We start from the raw sequence: 15936 nt of genomic DNA, 5'->3' as shown, positions 1-15936 counted from the left end.
TCCCCCCCAGGTTTACACCGATGCCTTTATCAAGGCGCTTTTGATTCGCCTTGATGGCAGTAAGGCTACGTTTGTGATTTTTCCCTGGGACAGTCCCCACAAGCGCAGTAAGATGTTTGGCTATTTCCAGCGGCGGGTTAGGGCCCAGGAGGGCGGTCGCTTCCGCAAGGTGCAGTTCTACGACAAGCGCGACGGGGATCGGCTGGTGGGGGAGATGGACGCCCTCTACCGCTATACGGGCGAGGTGGCCAGCTGGGTGTAGCCCACAAAAAAGCCCGGCTGCGTCTCGACACGCAAACCGGGCAAAAGAGGAAAATTCACGACAACAAAGATACATCTGTTTATAATCAGCACAAGGGCAGCGGGCCTGGCTTACCAAGCATTAGGACCCTGCTTCCGATAGGTCTAGTTTTCCCTTGCATGAGCCCCATCAGGTCGTCCCCTGCTCCCCTACCTAGCCTGCACCTTCGCGGGCTGGGCCAGCCCTTGCCCCTTAGCCAGATTGTGCGCTTTGAGGCGGCTGACAATTACACCCGCGTTCACCTGCGGGGCCAGCGCTGGCCCCTGGTCTACGGCTACACGCTGGGGGTGATGTGCCAGCGCTTTCCCTTTATGGCTCGTATCACTAAATCCGTAGCCGTCAATCCCCAGCAGGTGCAGGCCATCACCCGGCAGGGCGTGCTGCTTCAGGATCAGGGGCTAGTTGGCCTGTCGCGCTACCACAAAAAGCGGCTTTTTGGGGAGTTAACCCGTGCCAAGCAACTGGCTGGTTTATAAGGGATTGTAAGAAAAAGTGTAACTGGCCTCAAGTTATTGCGATGCATCAAAAGAGGCGATTTAGCTTCGTAAGCTGGTTGTGGATATTTCTATCCACTGCCCGTTTCCCCAGCTAACTCACCTCTTTTTATGCCCTCTTTCTCTCCAACTCCCGCGTTTACCCAGGCCCTGGGGGCGCTCTGTCGCCAGCATGGGTATGATGAATTTGTCGCCGCCAGCTTTGAGCCCGCCACGGGCCAACTGGTCATTGCCTCTGGTCCTACGGCGGGCCAGCTTACGCCTGCTATGCAGGCTATCCTAGAGGGCTGCCAGTCGATTCTGGCTACCTATCAGGATCGTCACCGTTCCGTTGAGGAGGACGGCGATGAGGAGGAAGACGATTATCCTGATGAGCCCTACGAGCTGGACTAAGCCACTTTCCCCAGGGGGACTAACAGGTCAGAACTATCACGGCGTGAGCGTGGTGACCTGTTAGTCCCCCTGACCAGATCCTAGCTTTATTGAGTCTTGCTGTAGCCTTGCCCTTCCCCATGTCGTCTTCTGCTAGTTGCCGTAGTCTCTCTTTGCCCGTTACGCCCCTGGTTAAACGCATCATCCTGGCTTCCACCAAAGGGGAGGCCCTGTTTGTCTCCCGCGAGCAGCGCAAGCCCTTCAATCCCTACTCGGCCTATCTCTTCGCCCTGCTTCAGCGCGAGCGCCGGAGTGCCGATGGCCAGTCGGTAGCCGATGGGGCGCTCACCGAGCGCCTGGAGATCCAGATTCCCGAGTGGCAGATGCGCGCGGGGTGCATCGAGGGAATCACCCCGGCTCGGGCCGTGGCCTTCAACACCTTTGTGACGAGTATCTTCCGCCAGCGTTTGCGCGAGGAAATCGAGCTGCGACTGGAGACCACCCGGTTCCTTAAAGAGGCCGCCGAGCTGGCCCTGGCCCGCTGGGGGGTAGACGAAGATACCTATCCCCTGAGCGCGGCTATTCGTCATTACACCCGCCACCGGAGCGAGACAGCAGAGAGCGCTGGAGCAGCTACAGTTGCATAGCTCTCTCTAAGTCTGAGTGTATAGCGATAAAAATTCCTGCCTGCTACTGATTCAGGGCTTTTGTGGCCACTCCCGTAGGCTCACTAAACCAAAGCGATTAAAGGGGTTATCTTCCGGGCCTGTTCTCTACCCACATACATTGTTTTATCTTTACGGAAGTAGTAGAAATCCCTGGTCCTGTAGGCCGGGGCTTTTTTTGACCCTATCTAGCCTGAAGGTGGCTGAGCAATACGCATGTCCCACCACAGGTTCGGTGACCAGCGCTACTTGGGAGCGGGCTTCATACGGCGGGACTACGGAGAGCCAGCTTAGACGAATGATGGCCCTGGGCATTGGGGGAATGACAGGCAAACGCTCTTTATGCATTCGATTTTGGTAATCGATACCAGGCGTGACCAGTATAGCTTACTGGATCAGTAAGTGATGAGTGCTGAGTAGCAGGCAGAGTTGCCTATCCGGTGAGGCCTGTTAGCTTAGTGGTTTAACCGACTTAGCCTGTCAATGTCCAGCAGGGTGACCTGACTTCCTGTTAGGTCAATTAGCCCGGCTTTCTGCAAATCACGCAGCGTGCGAATCACGGTTTCGATGGAGGCACCGACCAGCTGCGACCAGCTCTCGCGGGTCAGCGTTAGGACAGGCGGCCGATCGGCATAGAACTTGCGTTGAACAAGCAGTAGCGCATCAACCGTCCGTTGACGGACCGATTGATAAGCTAGTTTCAGGAGCCTATCATGACTGTTGGCCAGATCCTGAGCCAGCATCCGGCTGAATTCGGTGGCCACTGGCCGATTATGTTGAATCAGGTAGAGAAAATCCGCCTTGGGAATGACGCACACCTCGGCTTGGTCAAGGACCTCGGCTGACTCTTTGTAAGCGGTAGCGGCCAGCAAAGGCTGGTAGCCTACGAAATCGCCTGCGCCGTAGAGTCCCGTGATGTAACTATTCCCCAGGCGGTCGGTGGAGAACAGCTTTAGCTGACCGCGCCGGATAAAATAGAGTGAGCTGGGTGAGTTGCCCGCCCTAAAGAGCACCTGCTTTTTTTTGTGTTCCTGGGAGGGGAAGTTCTCGCACAACTGGTCCCGGGCATCGGCCAGTTGTTGGACGGCCAGGCCCAGCTTGATCTGAGCTTGAGTGGAAATATTCATGGACTGGCCCTGTTTGCCCTTCTTCAAGCGCAGTTCTACGGCGTTGAGCAGGGATACATCGTCGAAGGGCTTGGTCAGATAATCATCTGCCCCTAGGTTCATTCCAAAGCGAAAATCAGTCGTCTCCACTTTTGCCGTCAAAAAGATAAAGGGGACTCCCGATAGCTCGGCGTCTTTGCTCACGATGTGCAATACCCCGTAGCCGTCCAGATCAGGCATCATGACATCACACAGGATCAAATCGGGCCGTTGCCGCCGGGCCAGATCGACTCCCTGCTTCCCGTTGGCCGCCTGGAGCACCTGGTAGGGAGCTAATTGCAGAATTTCTGTGATGTTGGCCCGCATCTCGGGGTGATCTTCAATGACCAGAATGGTCTTCATAAGCAGTGGGCTATAGGGGTAGTTCGACGGTAAAGATGGTGCCCTGACCAGGCTGGCTGGTAAAGGTGATAGTTCCACCCAGCAAATCGACGTAGCGTTTAACGATATAGAGTCCCAGGCCTGTGCCCTGCACGTGAACGGCGCTGCGCCCCCGGAAGAAGTTGATAAACAGGTTCTCTTTATCCACGTCTGAAATACCAATGCCTTCATCCCGAACCTGGATCAGCAGGAGCGCGTCCGTAGTACGCGTGGTCAGTTCAATGACTTTCCCCTCCGAAGAATACTTACTGGCATTGACCAGCAGGTTGACCAAAATTTTTTTCAGCAGGTTCCCATCAGTAGTAATCGCCGGATCACCGCCCAGATGCCGGTAAATAAATCGTTGGTCAGCTTTAGCGATGGCCTGCGTCTGGGCCATCGTTTCACCGCAGAAAAGGGATAGTACCAGCGGCTGCATCTGGCCTAGCTTATCTAATTTTCCTAACGACAGAAAATCGGTGATCAATTCATTCAGCGCGTTTACGGCCGTCTTAATTTGTTGCACGTGACGCTCCCGTTTATCGGCATCATCGGCTCCATTATAACGGCCAATCAGGGAGGCCGATGAGAGAATAGTCCCCATTGGCGTGCGAAACTCATGGGAGGCCAGGGTCACAAAGTTCGATTCCAGCTGGTGAAGCTCCCGTTTTTCAGTTAGCAGTTTCTCCGCCTGGTGGCGGGTCTGAACCCGGGTGGTCACATCAACGGCGGTTAAACTAATGCGCTGTAATACTCCATCATTGGAAGGGAGAGGGTCATACCTAAGATCCAGGTAGCGAATAGCCATTGTATCGCCTAAGCGCACGGGAAGGGCGTACTCGCTACGTTGCAGGGGCTTTCCCGTTTGTAAGACTTCCCGTAAAGCCTGCTCCAGATCCTGGCTGGCCTGGGGGAGCAGGCTCAGTAAAGGCTGACCCAGTACCTGGGCTTCCGTCTGACCCCAAAGCAGACACATGGCTGGGTTGGCTAGCTCAATGACCCAATTGGGTTTCCTGACAATGCCAATGGCCAAGGCCGTGTGCTCAACAATGTGGGCCAACAAGGCCGTTGGCTGGCCCCAGCCAGCCAGCTGAAGCGCCTCGACCTGCGCCGTCCGCTGCGCTAACTGGGCAGTGAGCTGTTCAACCCGTTGCTCTAATTGCTTTAGCAGGTCAGTTGCCCCGGTATTGCGTAGATCTTCCAGAGTTGAGGGCATAAATGGGCTGGTGAAAAGGCGGTTATAGAATAGCAAGGTTGCCGCTTCTTTGCAGGCTAACAATGATGATCATCAGCCAGCTATATGACCGACTCCCTTTATTGGCAAGGAATATAGTGTAAGAAGTACTTAGCCGCACGGCCTGGATCGGCTAGCATACCCCGGCCATGCTACTCAAAAAAGCTAAGCTTTCGACCCTCTTACCATCCCTGGCAAGCAGAAAATTGCAGTTGCTTTTGGGAATGGCGCAGGCGGGTAGCTAGGCCAAGCTAAAAGCATGATAAAGTGTTTACATCACAGGGGTAGCTGGTAGGTAGCTGGCGGACTCACTGAGCGGCGATTAGTGAGCCGAATCATGCCGCCTCCAGCAGGTCTATCACGCTTGCTTAACCAGCCCTTCGAGGGATAATCCAGTGAACTTAGCTATCAGATCGCTTATGTCACTTATAGCCCGAAAGCAGGTTACTGCAGTTAGCGGCTAGCGTGCTGTTCTAAACCAGTTGTAGAATAGGGGATATTGAAGCTAAACAAGGCTAGAAAATGCTTTTCTAATGTCCTATTAGACCTTTTTGTCCCGCTTTTCGCCAACACTAATTCTCACCCAACCAAGGTCAGCGCTGGATCTTACGACTTTTCTACCGCAAAAAACGGTCAACTCGCTCATCATAAGCTAACTAAGCTCAAATTCTTCGCTCATCGCAGGCCAAATCCCAGGTATGACCCCGCCACGCACTACCAGGCCATTACAATTGTAATGCACTTTCCCGGTGATATATGACTCACTGGTTACATAGCACGAGCGGGCCGCTGAACCATTGCCTCACTCATTCAGTAGTGACCGGTTTGTAAGCGGAGCAAACGGGCTCCGGCAGGGGTGCTCTAGCCTGCTTGCCCCCGCCCTCCGTGGCCTGAGGGTCGCTCTTACCCCTGAAGGGCCGATGTCACCCGTGAGCCGAGGTGAGGTTACTACAATGTTGGTGGGATGAACCGTTGTAGCCTGGCCAGGGTGAGAGCGGAAAACGGGCCCAACCAGGGCTCTTGGTCCCTGGATCAGGCCTGTTTTGCCCGCCCGGGATCAACCCGGATTTTTTGCTTACCCAAGGTCAGCGGTGGATCTTCCCATTTTCTCACCGCAAAAAACGGTCATCTTGCTCATTTACAGGTAGATGACCCAAAATTATTCGCTCACTTGTACCCAAATCCCAGACAGGACCCCGCCACGCACTACCCCTTCATTACAATTGTAATGCCATTCCCCGGTGATATATGACAGAGTGGTTACATCGGGGGCCGACCGCTGCCTCACTGCTTCAGTAGTGACCGGTCTGTAAAGAGGTGATTGGTGCCCTGATTGGGTCCTTCAGGCAGCTGCCAGCGGCCCAGGCCAGGTCCATGACAACCCCGATGCGTTGTCACCCCTGGGCCGAGGCGCGGTTACTACAATAGGGGCGCTCCGGGCAGGGCCTTCCCGGGGGAAGCCGCTCAGGCAGGCCGGTCCAGCCGCTGGGCACTCATGGCCAGAAAGGGCTTACCCCGCCGGGTGCGAAAACCCATGGCGTTAAGCTTATCAGCTATGGCCTGGTAGGGGAGCCCCTCCCGCCTATAGAGCCGAATGAGCTCAGCGGCCTGCACGTTGGCCGGGTGCTGGCGGGCATTCTGTTGGTGCACAGCTCGGCCCAGCTCACTGATGGCGGGCGTCAGATTGGGGGTGCCCAGCTGGTGGCCCTGGGCTTTCTTGGCGGCCAGGGCCAAACGGGTGCGCTCGCCGATGAGCTCGCGCTCGTGCTGGGCCAGTACGGCCATGATGCCCACCGTGAGCGTGTTGGCATCGGGGATATCGCAGGCCACGAAGTCGACCTCGGAATTGCGCAGCGAGAAGATAAAGTGCACGTTGCGGCTGAGCCGGTCGAGCTTGGCGATCAGCAGGCGCGCCCCTTGCTGTTTAGCGGCGGCGATCGCTTTCTCCAGCTGGGGCCGGTCGGCGCGCTTGCCCGACTCGATCTCGACGAACTCGGCCAGCAGCTCATCGTGGGGTTTTAAGAAACGGGTGACGATCTCGCGCTGGGCGGCGAGGCCCAGGCCCGACTTGCCCTGGCTGGCGGTGGAGACGCGGTAGTAGGGGACGTACTTCATGGGAGGTGGTTTGAGGCTTCTCCCCTACCCGGCCGGTGGCAGCTGGATCAGACTCGGAGCAGGATGCTGGGGCAAAAATAAGGGAATTATCCAATTCATAACATGTTAAGAATGCTCGTTCTTACTATGTTAAATATACCGACATGATTTACTAGTTTATATATTTGCTTGCTTTACCCTGTTAATATGGGTAGCAAAAACAAAAGCCCCAACTAGGATAGCTGGGGCTTAAGCAAGCAATAATTACTTAACTTAGGGGAGTGTAAGGTCTGTACCACCAGACCCTTGCTCCCGTTGTCGTGCGCGGAGTGCACGGATTGTTTGACACTCAAAACATGTACCACCATGCAGCGAGCGCCGAAAGTCAATTGGATGCGTAAACTATCCAATCGGCTTAAACAGTACCAGCCCCTGATCTCAACGATGGGGACGCTGGTACGGACTGCTTTTTCGATGTTGATGTCCTACCATCGACATGATTAAGTAATCCAATGCGTACCGAAAGCCTTCTGCCTGCAAGCAGAGGGCTTTTGTTTACAACCGGTAGCCAGGTGGTAATGGACCGTTGGCCAACGGCTGATTAAACGTTATGACAAATATAGAATAAAATAGTTCGAAATAGTTCGCACTTATTACTGCTGGTCCGAAATAAATAGGTTTATATAGGGCTGATGGTCAGATTTTTAGGCGAATGGTATCTGTTCGAAATTTAGCCTCCTTCAAGGGGAGTATTATCAGCAAGCGGAACCGAATGGTAGTCAATCAATCAAGTAGCAGAGCAGGCCAGCTTTTAGGCGCATAGAGGGTTTGCCAGCAGGTGATAGTTGCCGTTCCCTCCTTCTTTTTATTGCTCAGTAAGAGGCAGAGATCAGTATGAACGGCACTTGTTTTTAGTATAAAAAGTAGTATGATTTTTTATACTGTTTTTTATACTGGTTCCTTAACTGAATCCACTATGAAAAAGCATAGAATAAAAATACTTGTTTTCTAACTGGAACCGCTACTAATTGCGCTATCAAAACCAATACCAAAAATGGTTATCTTAGTAGGGTCACAAAAGGGCGGGGTTGGTAAGACAACCATTGCCACCAATCTGGCCGCCTGGTTGGTTAAGCAGGGCGCTGATGTGCTGCTGGTTGATGCGGATGATCAGGGCAGTGCTGCCGATTTTACGGCCTGGCGGGAGAGCAATCTGGAGAAGTGCGGCTACACGCTGGTTCAACTGACGGGCATCAACGTCCGCAAACAGATTGAGGCGCTTAGGCCCAAGTATGATCACATCGTTATCGATACGGGTGGCCGGGATACGACCTCGCAACGGGCGGCTATGTTTGTGTGCGATATCTACCTTTCGCCGTTTGCCCCGCGCTCTTACGATCTGTGGACCGTTACTAAGGTGGCCACCCTGATCGATGAGATACAGGCGGGTAGGGCGGAGCCCTTTACGGCCTATTCGTTTCTGAGCAAAGCCGATATCAAAAGTGCTGACAACCGAGAAGTGGCCCAGGCCTTGCAGGATTATCCGCAGCTCACCTTTTTGCCCTTTGCCATCAGTAATAGAAAAGCCTTTGCCAATTCAGCCAGTAAAGGCCTGGCCGTTTTTGAGATGGACGAACCTGACCGCAAGGCAGTCGCTGAACTAGACGCACTCTTTAACCACATCTTGCATGGCAACCTCGCTACCACCGCCGCGTAAAAAGCAGCCAACTGAGGCTGAGATTGAAGCCATTATCAACCGGGGGGGAGCCGTAGCGCCCCAAGGCCCTGAGATCGAGCCTACAGACCGCGACAAGCCAAAGTTCTTTAACGTGCGCTTGTCGGTGGGCATATTTCAAGACATTGATCGGCTGCGCGCCAGAAGGCCTCGCAAGCCGGGTAGCCCCAAGATGGGGGTATCGACCCATGACTGGATCGTGGAAGCGGTCCTGGAGAAGCTTAGGCGGGAAGATGAGCCTTGAGGGAGAACCTGCTAATTAACGACGTGTTTTCCTAAACAATCATGACCGACAAAAAGCAAGATCTATCCAAGGTAGCCAAGCGCCGATCCAAGCTGGTGTATGAGAGCTTTCAGGAGGAGCCCGATGATCGGGAGCTGCTCTTTCAGGCGGCGGCTATGTGTCATACGTTTTTTCCGCGCCGTGAGCCCGAGCAGGAGCCCCACAAGCTATGGAAGCAGCAATCAGGCAAGTTTGTCCTCTACATCACGCCGATGGCCTTCCCAGACCCCTTAACGGGCGAGGAAACGTATTCCGGCTTGCCCTATGGCCCCAAGGCCCGGGTGCTGCTAGCTAACTTGAACACGATTGCTATCCAGAAGCAGACGCGCACCATTGAGATTGCCAACAATCCGGCCAAATTCCTCAAAGACATCGGCCTAACCGATGGGGGGAATCAGCTGGAGGTAATCCAGGATCAGATGCACCGGCTGGCCAACTGTGTCCTGCGAACGTTCTACCTGGATGAGCAGGAGGAGACCGGCGATACCGTGCCCATTATTACCCGCACCAAACGAACCCAGTGGACCAGCCAGATCACCCTTTCCCAGGAATACTTCAAGCACCTCTCTGATCATCCGGTGCCCCTGGCCAAGACGCACCTGGCGGCCCTGTCCAATAATGCCACGGCCCTGGATCTGTACTGCTTTCTGGCTCATCGTCTGCACCGCATACCAGACGGAAAACCGCAGTTTTTGGCTTGGAAGACCATTTACGATCAATTCGGCGGGGACTATGACCGCATTCGTGCCTTTCGTTCAAATTTCGTAAAGGTCTGGAAATTAGTGCATTCAGTCTACACTGATGCCCGCATTGAGGAGAAAGGTACCAAGGGACTGCTGCTTTACCATAGTGCGCCGCCTATACCTAAGGTTCAGATTATCAGTGGGTTGCATTGAAAAGCGCCACAAAATTACGGAAATGGCGATACAAAGGTGTGGATAAGCACTGATTTACAGCTAGTTAAGCTGCTTATTCACCGTAACTTTGTGGCGTAATCACCGTAATTTTGTGGCGCTTTGCGACCGTAACTTTGTGGCGCAATCCTTTAATTAAAAAAAACTACTAAATATTACCTTTATTACTGCTAAAGCGCAGTGGAAAATGCTAATGAAAAAGAGGTGGCAAGGGGCGCGATAACTAAAAACTTAGTTACAAAATTGCATTATTCAGTAATAAATTAGCATTTTACTAATAGTAATGTGGATTAGTATCTTGCTTTTCTTCGTTTATGACGGTTTCTGATGCTAAATCACTAGATATCAATGAGCTGCTGACCCGGCTATGCCATCAGCCCACGCGCCGTACGGCCAAGGATACCTGGCATAAGCGGCCCTACGGCAGTGAGAGCCATGCCTCGTTTCACGTCTCTGGTTACGGTCGAGCCTGGTTTGATTTTGGTACGGGCAAGGGCGGCAACATCATTGACCTGGCTCTGCTGCTGGGACCCTGCCAGGGCGTCGCCCAGGCCCTGGCCTTTCTGGAGAGTTTGCAGGAGCAGCTTGTTCGGGGCCAGCCCCTAAGCGCTAGGCGGTCCAAGGAAAAACGCCTGCCTACCAGCTTCAAAACCACCAGCCATTGGCCGATGAGCGGGGTCTGGCCTTTCTACACAGCCGGGCGTTGGACCCCAGGGCACTGAGGGAGGCCCTATCTGTCCGATATTTATTTTACCCCTGGTCACTTGACCGGTACGCAGCCGTTTTACGGAATTGGTCTGGCTAATGCCTCAGGAGGCTTTGAGCTGCGCAGCCAGCTGGGAGGAACCCAGTGGCGCAAGCTGAGCCTGGGCTCCAAAGATATCAGCGCCTTTTTGCTCAGTCCCACGGCGGCCTGGCTCTGCTTTGAGGGTCTGCCTGACTTTGGCAGTTTTCTCACCGTGGACAAGCCCCCGGTGGGCACCTTCAACTACTTGATTCTTAACGGCACGGGTATGACTGCTAAGGCCACCGAGTTTCTGGCCACCCAGCCCCCAGGCTCACTGATTATCTGCTCCCAAGCGGGGGGAGGAGCTAACAAGTCGAAAGAGGCGCTGCTAACCTGGGCGGCCACTCAGGGCTGGCAAATAGGGGATATCGACCATAAGTGGCAAGGTTACGGGGATTATAATGAGAAGTTGATGGCCAGCCAGAAGCTGGTTCCTTCGGCCCTCTCAAGCCGCCTGAAGACAACGCCCAAAACGGACAACTAACCCCCGTTGGTTGGTTGTCCGTTTTGGGCGTTGTCTTCAGGCGGCTTGACATCAGGCGCTTTCCGGGTAAGTAGCTTAACCTGTATGAAAGCCTGGGCAAAAACATCGACTTAACCCAGCACTACGTGGCGGGTCGCCACCCCCTTCGCCTCTTCGAGGGTTTTATCTGGGGTGGTTCACTACGGCAAACAAGCGGTTATAACTAAGTCAGGGCGGACCGGATCTGGTCTGTCCTCCACTGGACCGGCCAGATCCCCGGGTGAAACCCTGGTCGTCTGGCCATCCACTTACAGCTACAACCATCATAGTTAAAGTTGACGATCATCATAAATAGCTGAGGGCCAACCCCTCTACTTTTGTTGCCTGAAGAACAGATCATAACTGCATAATTATCTAGTTGTGGTACTCTTCAACGAGTGACTACTCTATAAGTGGTAAGGGGTGGCCACTAAGGCCACCCTACCTCTTACGTATTGCCTGTTGGTTTAACGCACTTGCCAGATGAAGCCTGCCCCCCTGCCCTTTGGTCACAGATCTGGTTCCAATCAGCAACTTTATTACGACTTCTATGCGCGGTACGCCCCTAAGCTATGGAGCATTATTTTGCTGGCCGACCTGCCTTCCTTGCAGGCAGAAGTCGTACTGGCCAACACCTTGATCAAGGCCTGGCAGCAGCAGGATACTTATCCATTAACAAGTCCTTATATGCTGTCCCATCTTATTGGACTAGCTTATAGAGAGGGACTGCCTACTGAACGGGCGCAGGTGCTCCTAAGGGCAAGATTAACCTTATTCACCCGCTCACAAGTGCAGAAATAGCCCCGCTAATCATCCCCAGGCTATAAACAGGTTAGCCCGTCAACGGGCTGATGACAAAGGCCTGTGATTGGCTAAGGCGGACCTTACCGACGAAGGGAGTAGCCAGTAGTTCGCAAAAGGTGCAGGCAAGTAAGTCTGTTTCAGGCCGAAGGAGGCTCATTTGCAGGGTCAAAAAATCTATAGTTGCCGTGAGTCTGCCGAGCTGACTGTAAACACCGGCTTGTTTCAGGTTGTAGATGCCACTGCTGCGCTCCAAGTCATGGGTACAGCCATCATAAATGAAGTTGATACGCATCATAATTTAAGGACTTTAGCCCCTATACCTTTACTGGTGGTGGGTGAGTTAGCCCCCTGGTGGCCGTTATCCGGTTTGGGTTTATTCCGGATAACGCCACTACGTATCAGGATTACGTACGGCCCTTTGCTGCCGCTTTACCCACTGACATCGCTGCGCCTGTAGGGATGTCAGTGGCTTATTGGCCAATAAGCGCAAATAAGTTACAAGATGGTACCTAACACAGTTGCCAATGAGCTAAGTTCTGGCCAGGATCAGCAAGCCTATTACGCCTTTTATCAGCAATACGCGCCCCGTCTGTGGGGTGTCATTTTGCTGGCCAACCTACCTGTTTCCCATTCGGAAGTGATTTTGGCTAACGTGCTGGTTAAGGCCTGGCAAGAGCAGGACAGCTACCCCTTAACAGCACCTCATGTGCTATCCTACCTCATTGGGCTATCTCATAAACTGGGATTACCACTTGAGCGGGTACAGGCGGTGTTGCGAAGCCGATTGAAGCCCTTCTCCCGGTAGCCTATCTACTGCACCCTAAAGCCTCAATGACCGCACTTCAAATAGCGCACCAGCCAGCGCCAGCAGGCCCGCTTCACTCCGACACGACAGCGTACTATGACCCTGGTAGGTTCTTTCCCAAACTGGCCCTGTTACCCGTGCAGACCGACAAGATATATAGATCGCGCCAATGGTCTTTTCCCAATTACCTCGAGCAGGGAAAGGATAGAGTCCACTTTTCTGGCTCTGGCTGGCCATCTGCCTAATCCAGAGAGGTGGACTGGTACTTGTTTTGACCGATATGCGCTGCTCACCTCACTGATGGGAGACCAACCTGTATACCCATGATACATGCATTTTCGCTGGCTACTACGCTGTTTATGCGTTGGGCCTTCGGCCGGGTCTACTCCCCCCTAAATAGGCTGGGCCCGGTTCTGGCTCATCCATCCCTAATCTGGGTAGTTGATGATGAGCCGGATGATTTCTATTCGCTCCGGGAGGCATCCCCGGCGGTGATACGCGCTGGGATAATCGACGCTTCGGTTGATGACAGGTGGTCAGATGTACTGCCCAGGCTGATTCTGCTGGATCTGAATATGCAGTATCAGAGCGGGTTGGACACCCTGCAAGGACTGCGGGCCACCATTGCCTTCTACCGCTTGCCGGTGACGATTCTAACGACTTCTGATGCGCATCTTCAACGGGACATGTCGTCACGAGTTGACGCAGGGAGCTTTCTTATTCAGCCGATAAAGCAGGCTAATGCCGTGCTGATGCTCCAAGATCTGGCGTTAGACCGACAACTGCGGATAGACTACTAAGAGGTACTGGCCACTAATTTTCATCTGGTTGGCATCAGTAAGATCAGCTAGCAAAGAGTCGGCGATATCTAGCCTGGTTGCAAGGTACTAGACAAAGGAGGTCTAGCGCAGCCAGGCAGGCTTGTGGCCAGCGTACTGCCCTCCGTTGAGCATTGGCCCGGATCAGCTGCACCCTAAGGTTAAGTAGGAAGGGGTAGTTCACTGAGCAAGGTGCTCAAATCCGCTATATCCACTGGCTTAACCAGGTGAGCATTGAAGCCAGCCTCCCTGGTGCGCCGTTTATCATCCTCTTGCCCATAGCCCGTTAGCGCAATCATAAATAGGGACTTTCCCCAGGATTGCTGGCGAATGTGTTGGCAGGTTTGGTAGCCATCCATCCCTGGCATGCTGATATCACACAGAATAACGGTTGGCTTAAGCGCCCCGGCGATTTGGATCCCCTCTTCACCACTAGTGGCCGTAGTGACCTCGTAGCCCTCCAGTTCCAGTAGCAAGGACAAACTTAACACCGCATCCGCATTATCGTCAATTAGCAGCAGCCGATGCACAGCTGATTTTATCAGCTCAAGCGTAGACACCGCCGTGACTGTTTCTGCAGAAACAGGCAGGAGGGGCAAAAAGACCACAAACTCACTACCCTCACTCATTCCTGCGCTAAAGGCTTCGACCCGGCCCCCGTGCAGACTAACCAGTTCATGCACCAGGGTCAAGCCCAGGCCCAGACCATCCTGTGAGCGTCCCAGGGAGGTATCCACCTGGGCAAACATCTCAAAGATGCGCCCCAGCTCATGAGCTGGTATACCAACGCCGGTGTCCCTTACCCGTAGAGCTGCCTCGGTAGCCAGTCTGTCCAGACTCAGCCAGACCTGACCACCAGGAGGGGTAAATTTAAGGGCGTTGTGGAGCAGATTGCTCACCACCTGCCGAAGCCGGGCAGCATCTCCCGCCAGGTAGAGAGGCCCTTCAGGAAGTGATATAGTCAAGCTTAAACTGGCGGTGGTAAACTCGGAGCGGGCGGTCTGGAGGACCTGGCCAACCAAGCTCGCCAGATCCAGCCGTTCGATGGAGAGCAGCATCTTGCCCTGGCTAATGCGACTGACGTCCAGCAGGTCATCCACCAGGCGTACCAGGTGGGTCACCTCCCGCTGCATCAGGGCAATGGCCATTGACAGGGGTAGGCTCGGGTGCTGCCCGCCGGTTACCTCCAGTAGCCGCAGGGTGCTGCTCAGGGTAGCCATGGGGTTACGCAGCTCGTGGGCGAGTAGGGCCAGAAACTCGTCTTTGCGGCGGTCGGCCTGCCGAAGCGCGTCCTCGGCCCGCCTGCGCTTATCCACGTCAAACATCACCCCGCTCATGCGGGTGGCCCGCCCCTGGATCGTTTCCACCACGCGCCCGTACCCACTCATCCACCGCTGAGAACCGTCCTCGAGCACGGCGCAGAACTCCGTATCGAAAATGCCCAGGCTATCGATAGCCGCTTGCAACAACTGGCCAATCCGCTCGCGCTCATCGGGATGCACATGATCCATGTATACGCTGGGACTGACCGGACCGGGGCGGGGCTCCATGCCAAAGAGCCAGAAGTGCTGTTCGTTCCACACTACCTCATCGGTCATCAGGTTCCAGTCCCAGGTGCCAACCCGGGCGGCTTCAATGGTCAAGCGGAAATGATTCTCTGATTCGCGCAGGGCCATCTCAGCCCGTGCCTGTTCAATGGCTGCCCAGGTGCGCTGGGCTAGTTCCTGGGCTAGTTCTGTGTCCAGGATAGTCCACTGCCTGGGCGCGCGCTGGGCGAGACAAAAATTACCGATCAGCTGACCCTGCTTGAGTACCGGCACATTAAGGCAAGACAAAATGCCGAACTTCAGACAGAGCTGTTTCAGCGCCTCATCGAACAAATTTGTCGTAGTAACATCTTCTACCACGATGGGACGACCAGCCTGGGACAAGGCTTTAAAGAGGGGCAGGTGGCTCAGGGAATACACCGCCGCCACGGATGCCAATCCAGCCCGGTATGCATCTCGCCGAATGGTTACCTGGTCGCCTTCTATCTCGCAGTAATAGCTGCGGTCAGTTTCCAGATAGTCCATGCTCATCCGGGTTACGGTGGCCTGAATAGCAACAGGATCTGCCAGGGAGCCAAGTGCATCGCTCAGTCTAAGCAGGAAGGCCTGCCGCTGCTCGCGCTGGCCAAGCGCTTTTTCAGCCCGCTTGCGAGCGGTAATATTGGTGAAAAGAACGGCTATCCGGGCGGGCTGCTGCTGACGAATGCAAAACGCGTAGGCACTAATCCAGGCTTTCAGCGTGGCAACGTACGTCTCAAACTCGACCGGCTCCCCCGTCAGGGCGACTTGATCGTAATAGGCCACTATGTGCTCTTCGATGCCAGGCACTACGTCCCGAAGCCTTTTACCCATCACCTGGTGCAGGCCGGATCGCTGTTCAAAGGCGGGATTGACCAGTAGATAACGAAAATCAGTGGCCTCACCTGGGGATGTATCCACCTTCTCCAACAGGCAGAATCCCTGGTTCATAGCCCTAAAGCCTACCTGATAAAACTCGTTGAATTCATCCGGCTCTAGTGGGGTATAGTCTGTCGGCATTGCTGGCGTAACAAATG

Annotated in this window: 17 protein-coding genes; 12 read left to right on the top strand and 5 right to left on the bottom strand. The window is 54.2% G+C overall.

The window, feature by feature from the left end; genetic code table 11:
• The 4 genes from J2I46_RS30625 to J2I46_RS30610 all read left to right on the top strand — a co-directional run.
• Positions 1 to 262: hypothetical protein (locus J2I46_RS30625; RefSeq protein WP_207332823.1), on the top strand; the 262-nt coding region annotated here is incomplete at its 5' end.
• Between the two features lie 158 nt (positions 263 to 420).
• The gene (locus J2I46_RS30620) at positions 421 to 777 is read left to right on the top strand and encodes a LytTR family DNA-binding domain-containing protein (RefSeq protein ID WP_207332917.1); all 357 of its coding nucleotides are present in this window, start codon (positions 421 to 423) and stop codon (positions 775 to 777) included.
• A 129-nt stretch (positions 778 to 906) separates the two neighbouring features.
• On the top strand, positions 907 to 1188 hold the full coding sequence (locus tag J2I46_RS30615; protein ID WP_207332916.1) for a hypothetical protein: 282 nt from the start codon (positions 907 to 909) through the stop codon (positions 1186 to 1188).
• Between the two features lie 119 nt (positions 1189 to 1307).
• On the top strand, positions 1308 to 1814 hold the full coding sequence (locus J2I46_RS30610) for a hypothetical protein (protein WP_207332915.1): 507 nt from the start codon (positions 1308 to 1310) through the stop codon (positions 1812 to 1814).
• Positions 1815 to 2287: 473 nt separating this feature from the next.
• Here J2I46_RS30610 and J2I46_RS30605 read toward each other — a convergent pair whose 3' ends face one another.
• The 3 genes from J2I46_RS30605 to J2I46_RS30595 form a co-directional block, all read right to left on the bottom strand.
• Positions 2288 to 3340 (bottom strand): response regulator, encoded by a 1053-nt coding sequence (locus J2I46_RS30605; protein ID WP_207332914.1) that lies wholly within the window; start codon positions 3338 to 3340, stop codon positions 2288 to 2290.
• A 10-nt stretch (positions 3341 to 3350) separates the two neighbouring features.
• Entirely contained in the window at positions 3351 to 4574 is a 1224-nt protein-coding gene (locus J2I46_RS30600) for a sensor histidine kinase (RefSeq protein ID WP_229380040.1), read from the bottom strand.
• Between the two features lie 1482 nt (positions 4575 to 6056).
• On the bottom strand, positions 6057 to 6707 hold the full coding sequence (locus J2I46_RS30595) for a recombinase family protein (protein WP_207332913.1): 651 nt from the start codon (positions 6705 to 6707) through the stop codon (positions 6057 to 6059).
• Positions 6708 to 7740: 1033 nt separating this feature from the next.
• Here J2I46_RS30595 and J2I46_RS30590 point away from each other — a divergent pair.
• The 6 genes from J2I46_RS30590 (at position 7741) to J2I46_RS30565 (ending at position 11708) form a co-directional block, all read left to right on the top strand.
• Positions 7741 to 8403: an AAA family ATPase gene (locus J2I46_RS30590; RefSeq protein ID WP_207332912.1), complete on the top strand. Its 663-nt coding sequence runs from the start codon at positions 7741 to 7743 to the stop codon at positions 8401 to 8403.
• Complete coding sequence (locus J2I46_RS30585) at positions 8375 to 8665, top strand: hypothetical protein (RefSeq protein ID WP_207332911.1); 291 nt, start codon at positions 8375 to 8377, stop codon at positions 8663 to 8665. The genes J2I46_RS30590 and J2I46_RS30585 overlap by 29 nt, the downstream gene beginning before the upstream one ends.
• A gap of 41 nt (positions 8666 to 8706) precedes the next feature.
• Entirely contained in the window at positions 8707 to 9600 is an 894-nt protein-coding gene (locus tag J2I46_RS30580) for a replication protein RepA (protein ID WP_207332910.1), read from the top strand.
• Between the two features lie 332 nt (positions 9601 to 9932).
• On the top strand, positions 9933 to 10340 hold the full coding sequence (locus tag J2I46_RS30575) for a hypothetical protein (RefSeq protein ID WP_207332909.1): 408 nt from the start codon (positions 9933 to 9935) through the stop codon (positions 10338 to 10340).
• Between the two features lie 42 nt (positions 10341 to 10382).
• The gene (locus J2I46_RS30570) at positions 10383 to 10889 is read left to right on the top strand and encodes a hypothetical protein (RefSeq protein ID WP_207332908.1); all 507 of its coding nucleotides are present in this window, start codon (positions 10383 to 10385) and stop codon (positions 10887 to 10889) included.
• A 501-nt stretch (positions 10890 to 11390) separates the two neighbouring features.
• Positions 11391 to 11708 carry a hypothetical protein gene (locus J2I46_RS30565; RefSeq protein ID WP_207332907.1) on the top strand — a complete coding sequence of 106 codons (318 nt, stop codon included), beginning with the start codon at positions 11391 to 11393 and terminating at the stop codon, positions 11706 to 11708.
• Between the two features lie 31 nt (positions 11709 to 11739).
• On the opposite strand, the gene J2I46_RS30560 is transcribed toward J2I46_RS30565, so the two are convergent.
• On the bottom strand, positions 11740 to 12006 hold the full coding sequence (locus J2I46_RS30560; RefSeq protein WP_207332906.1) for a hypothetical protein: 267 nt from the start codon (positions 12004 to 12006) through the stop codon (positions 11740 to 11742).
• Between the two features lie 207 nt (positions 12007 to 12213).
• Here J2I46_RS30560 and J2I46_RS30555 point away from each other — a divergent pair, with 207 nt between their 5' ends.
• Together J2I46_RS30555 and J2I46_RS30550 are read left to right on the top strand one after the other, a co-directional pair.
• Positions 12214 to 12516: a sigma-70 family RNA polymerase sigma factor gene (locus J2I46_RS30555; protein WP_207332905.1), complete on the top strand. Its 303-nt coding sequence runs from the start codon at positions 12214 to 12216 to the stop codon at positions 12514 to 12516.
• 323 nt (positions 12517 to 12839) lie between these two features.
• Positions 12840 to 13316 (top strand): response regulator, encoded by a 477-nt coding sequence (locus J2I46_RS30550; protein ID WP_207332904.1) that lies wholly within the window; start codon positions 12840 to 12842, stop codon positions 13314 to 13316.
• A gap of 179 nt (positions 13317 to 13495) precedes the next feature.
• Here the strand turns inward: J2I46_RS30550 and J2I46_RS30545 are convergent, their stop codons facing one another.
• Positions 13496 to 15919 (bottom strand): hybrid sensor histidine kinase/response regulator, encoded by a 2424-nt coding sequence (locus tag J2I46_RS30545; RefSeq protein ID WP_207332903.1) that lies wholly within the window; start codon positions 15917 to 15919, stop codon positions 13496 to 13498.
• Positions 15920 to 15936 lie beyond the last annotated feature (17 nt).

Source organism: Fibrella forsythiae (genome assembly GCF_017353175.1).
Lineage (GTDB): Bacteria > Bacteroidota > Bacteroidia > Cytophagales > Spirosomataceae > Fibrella > Fibrella forsythiae.
The sequence above is the reverse complement of the archived record's forward strand: the minus strand, read 5'-3'. Positions and strand labels throughout refer to the sequence as shown.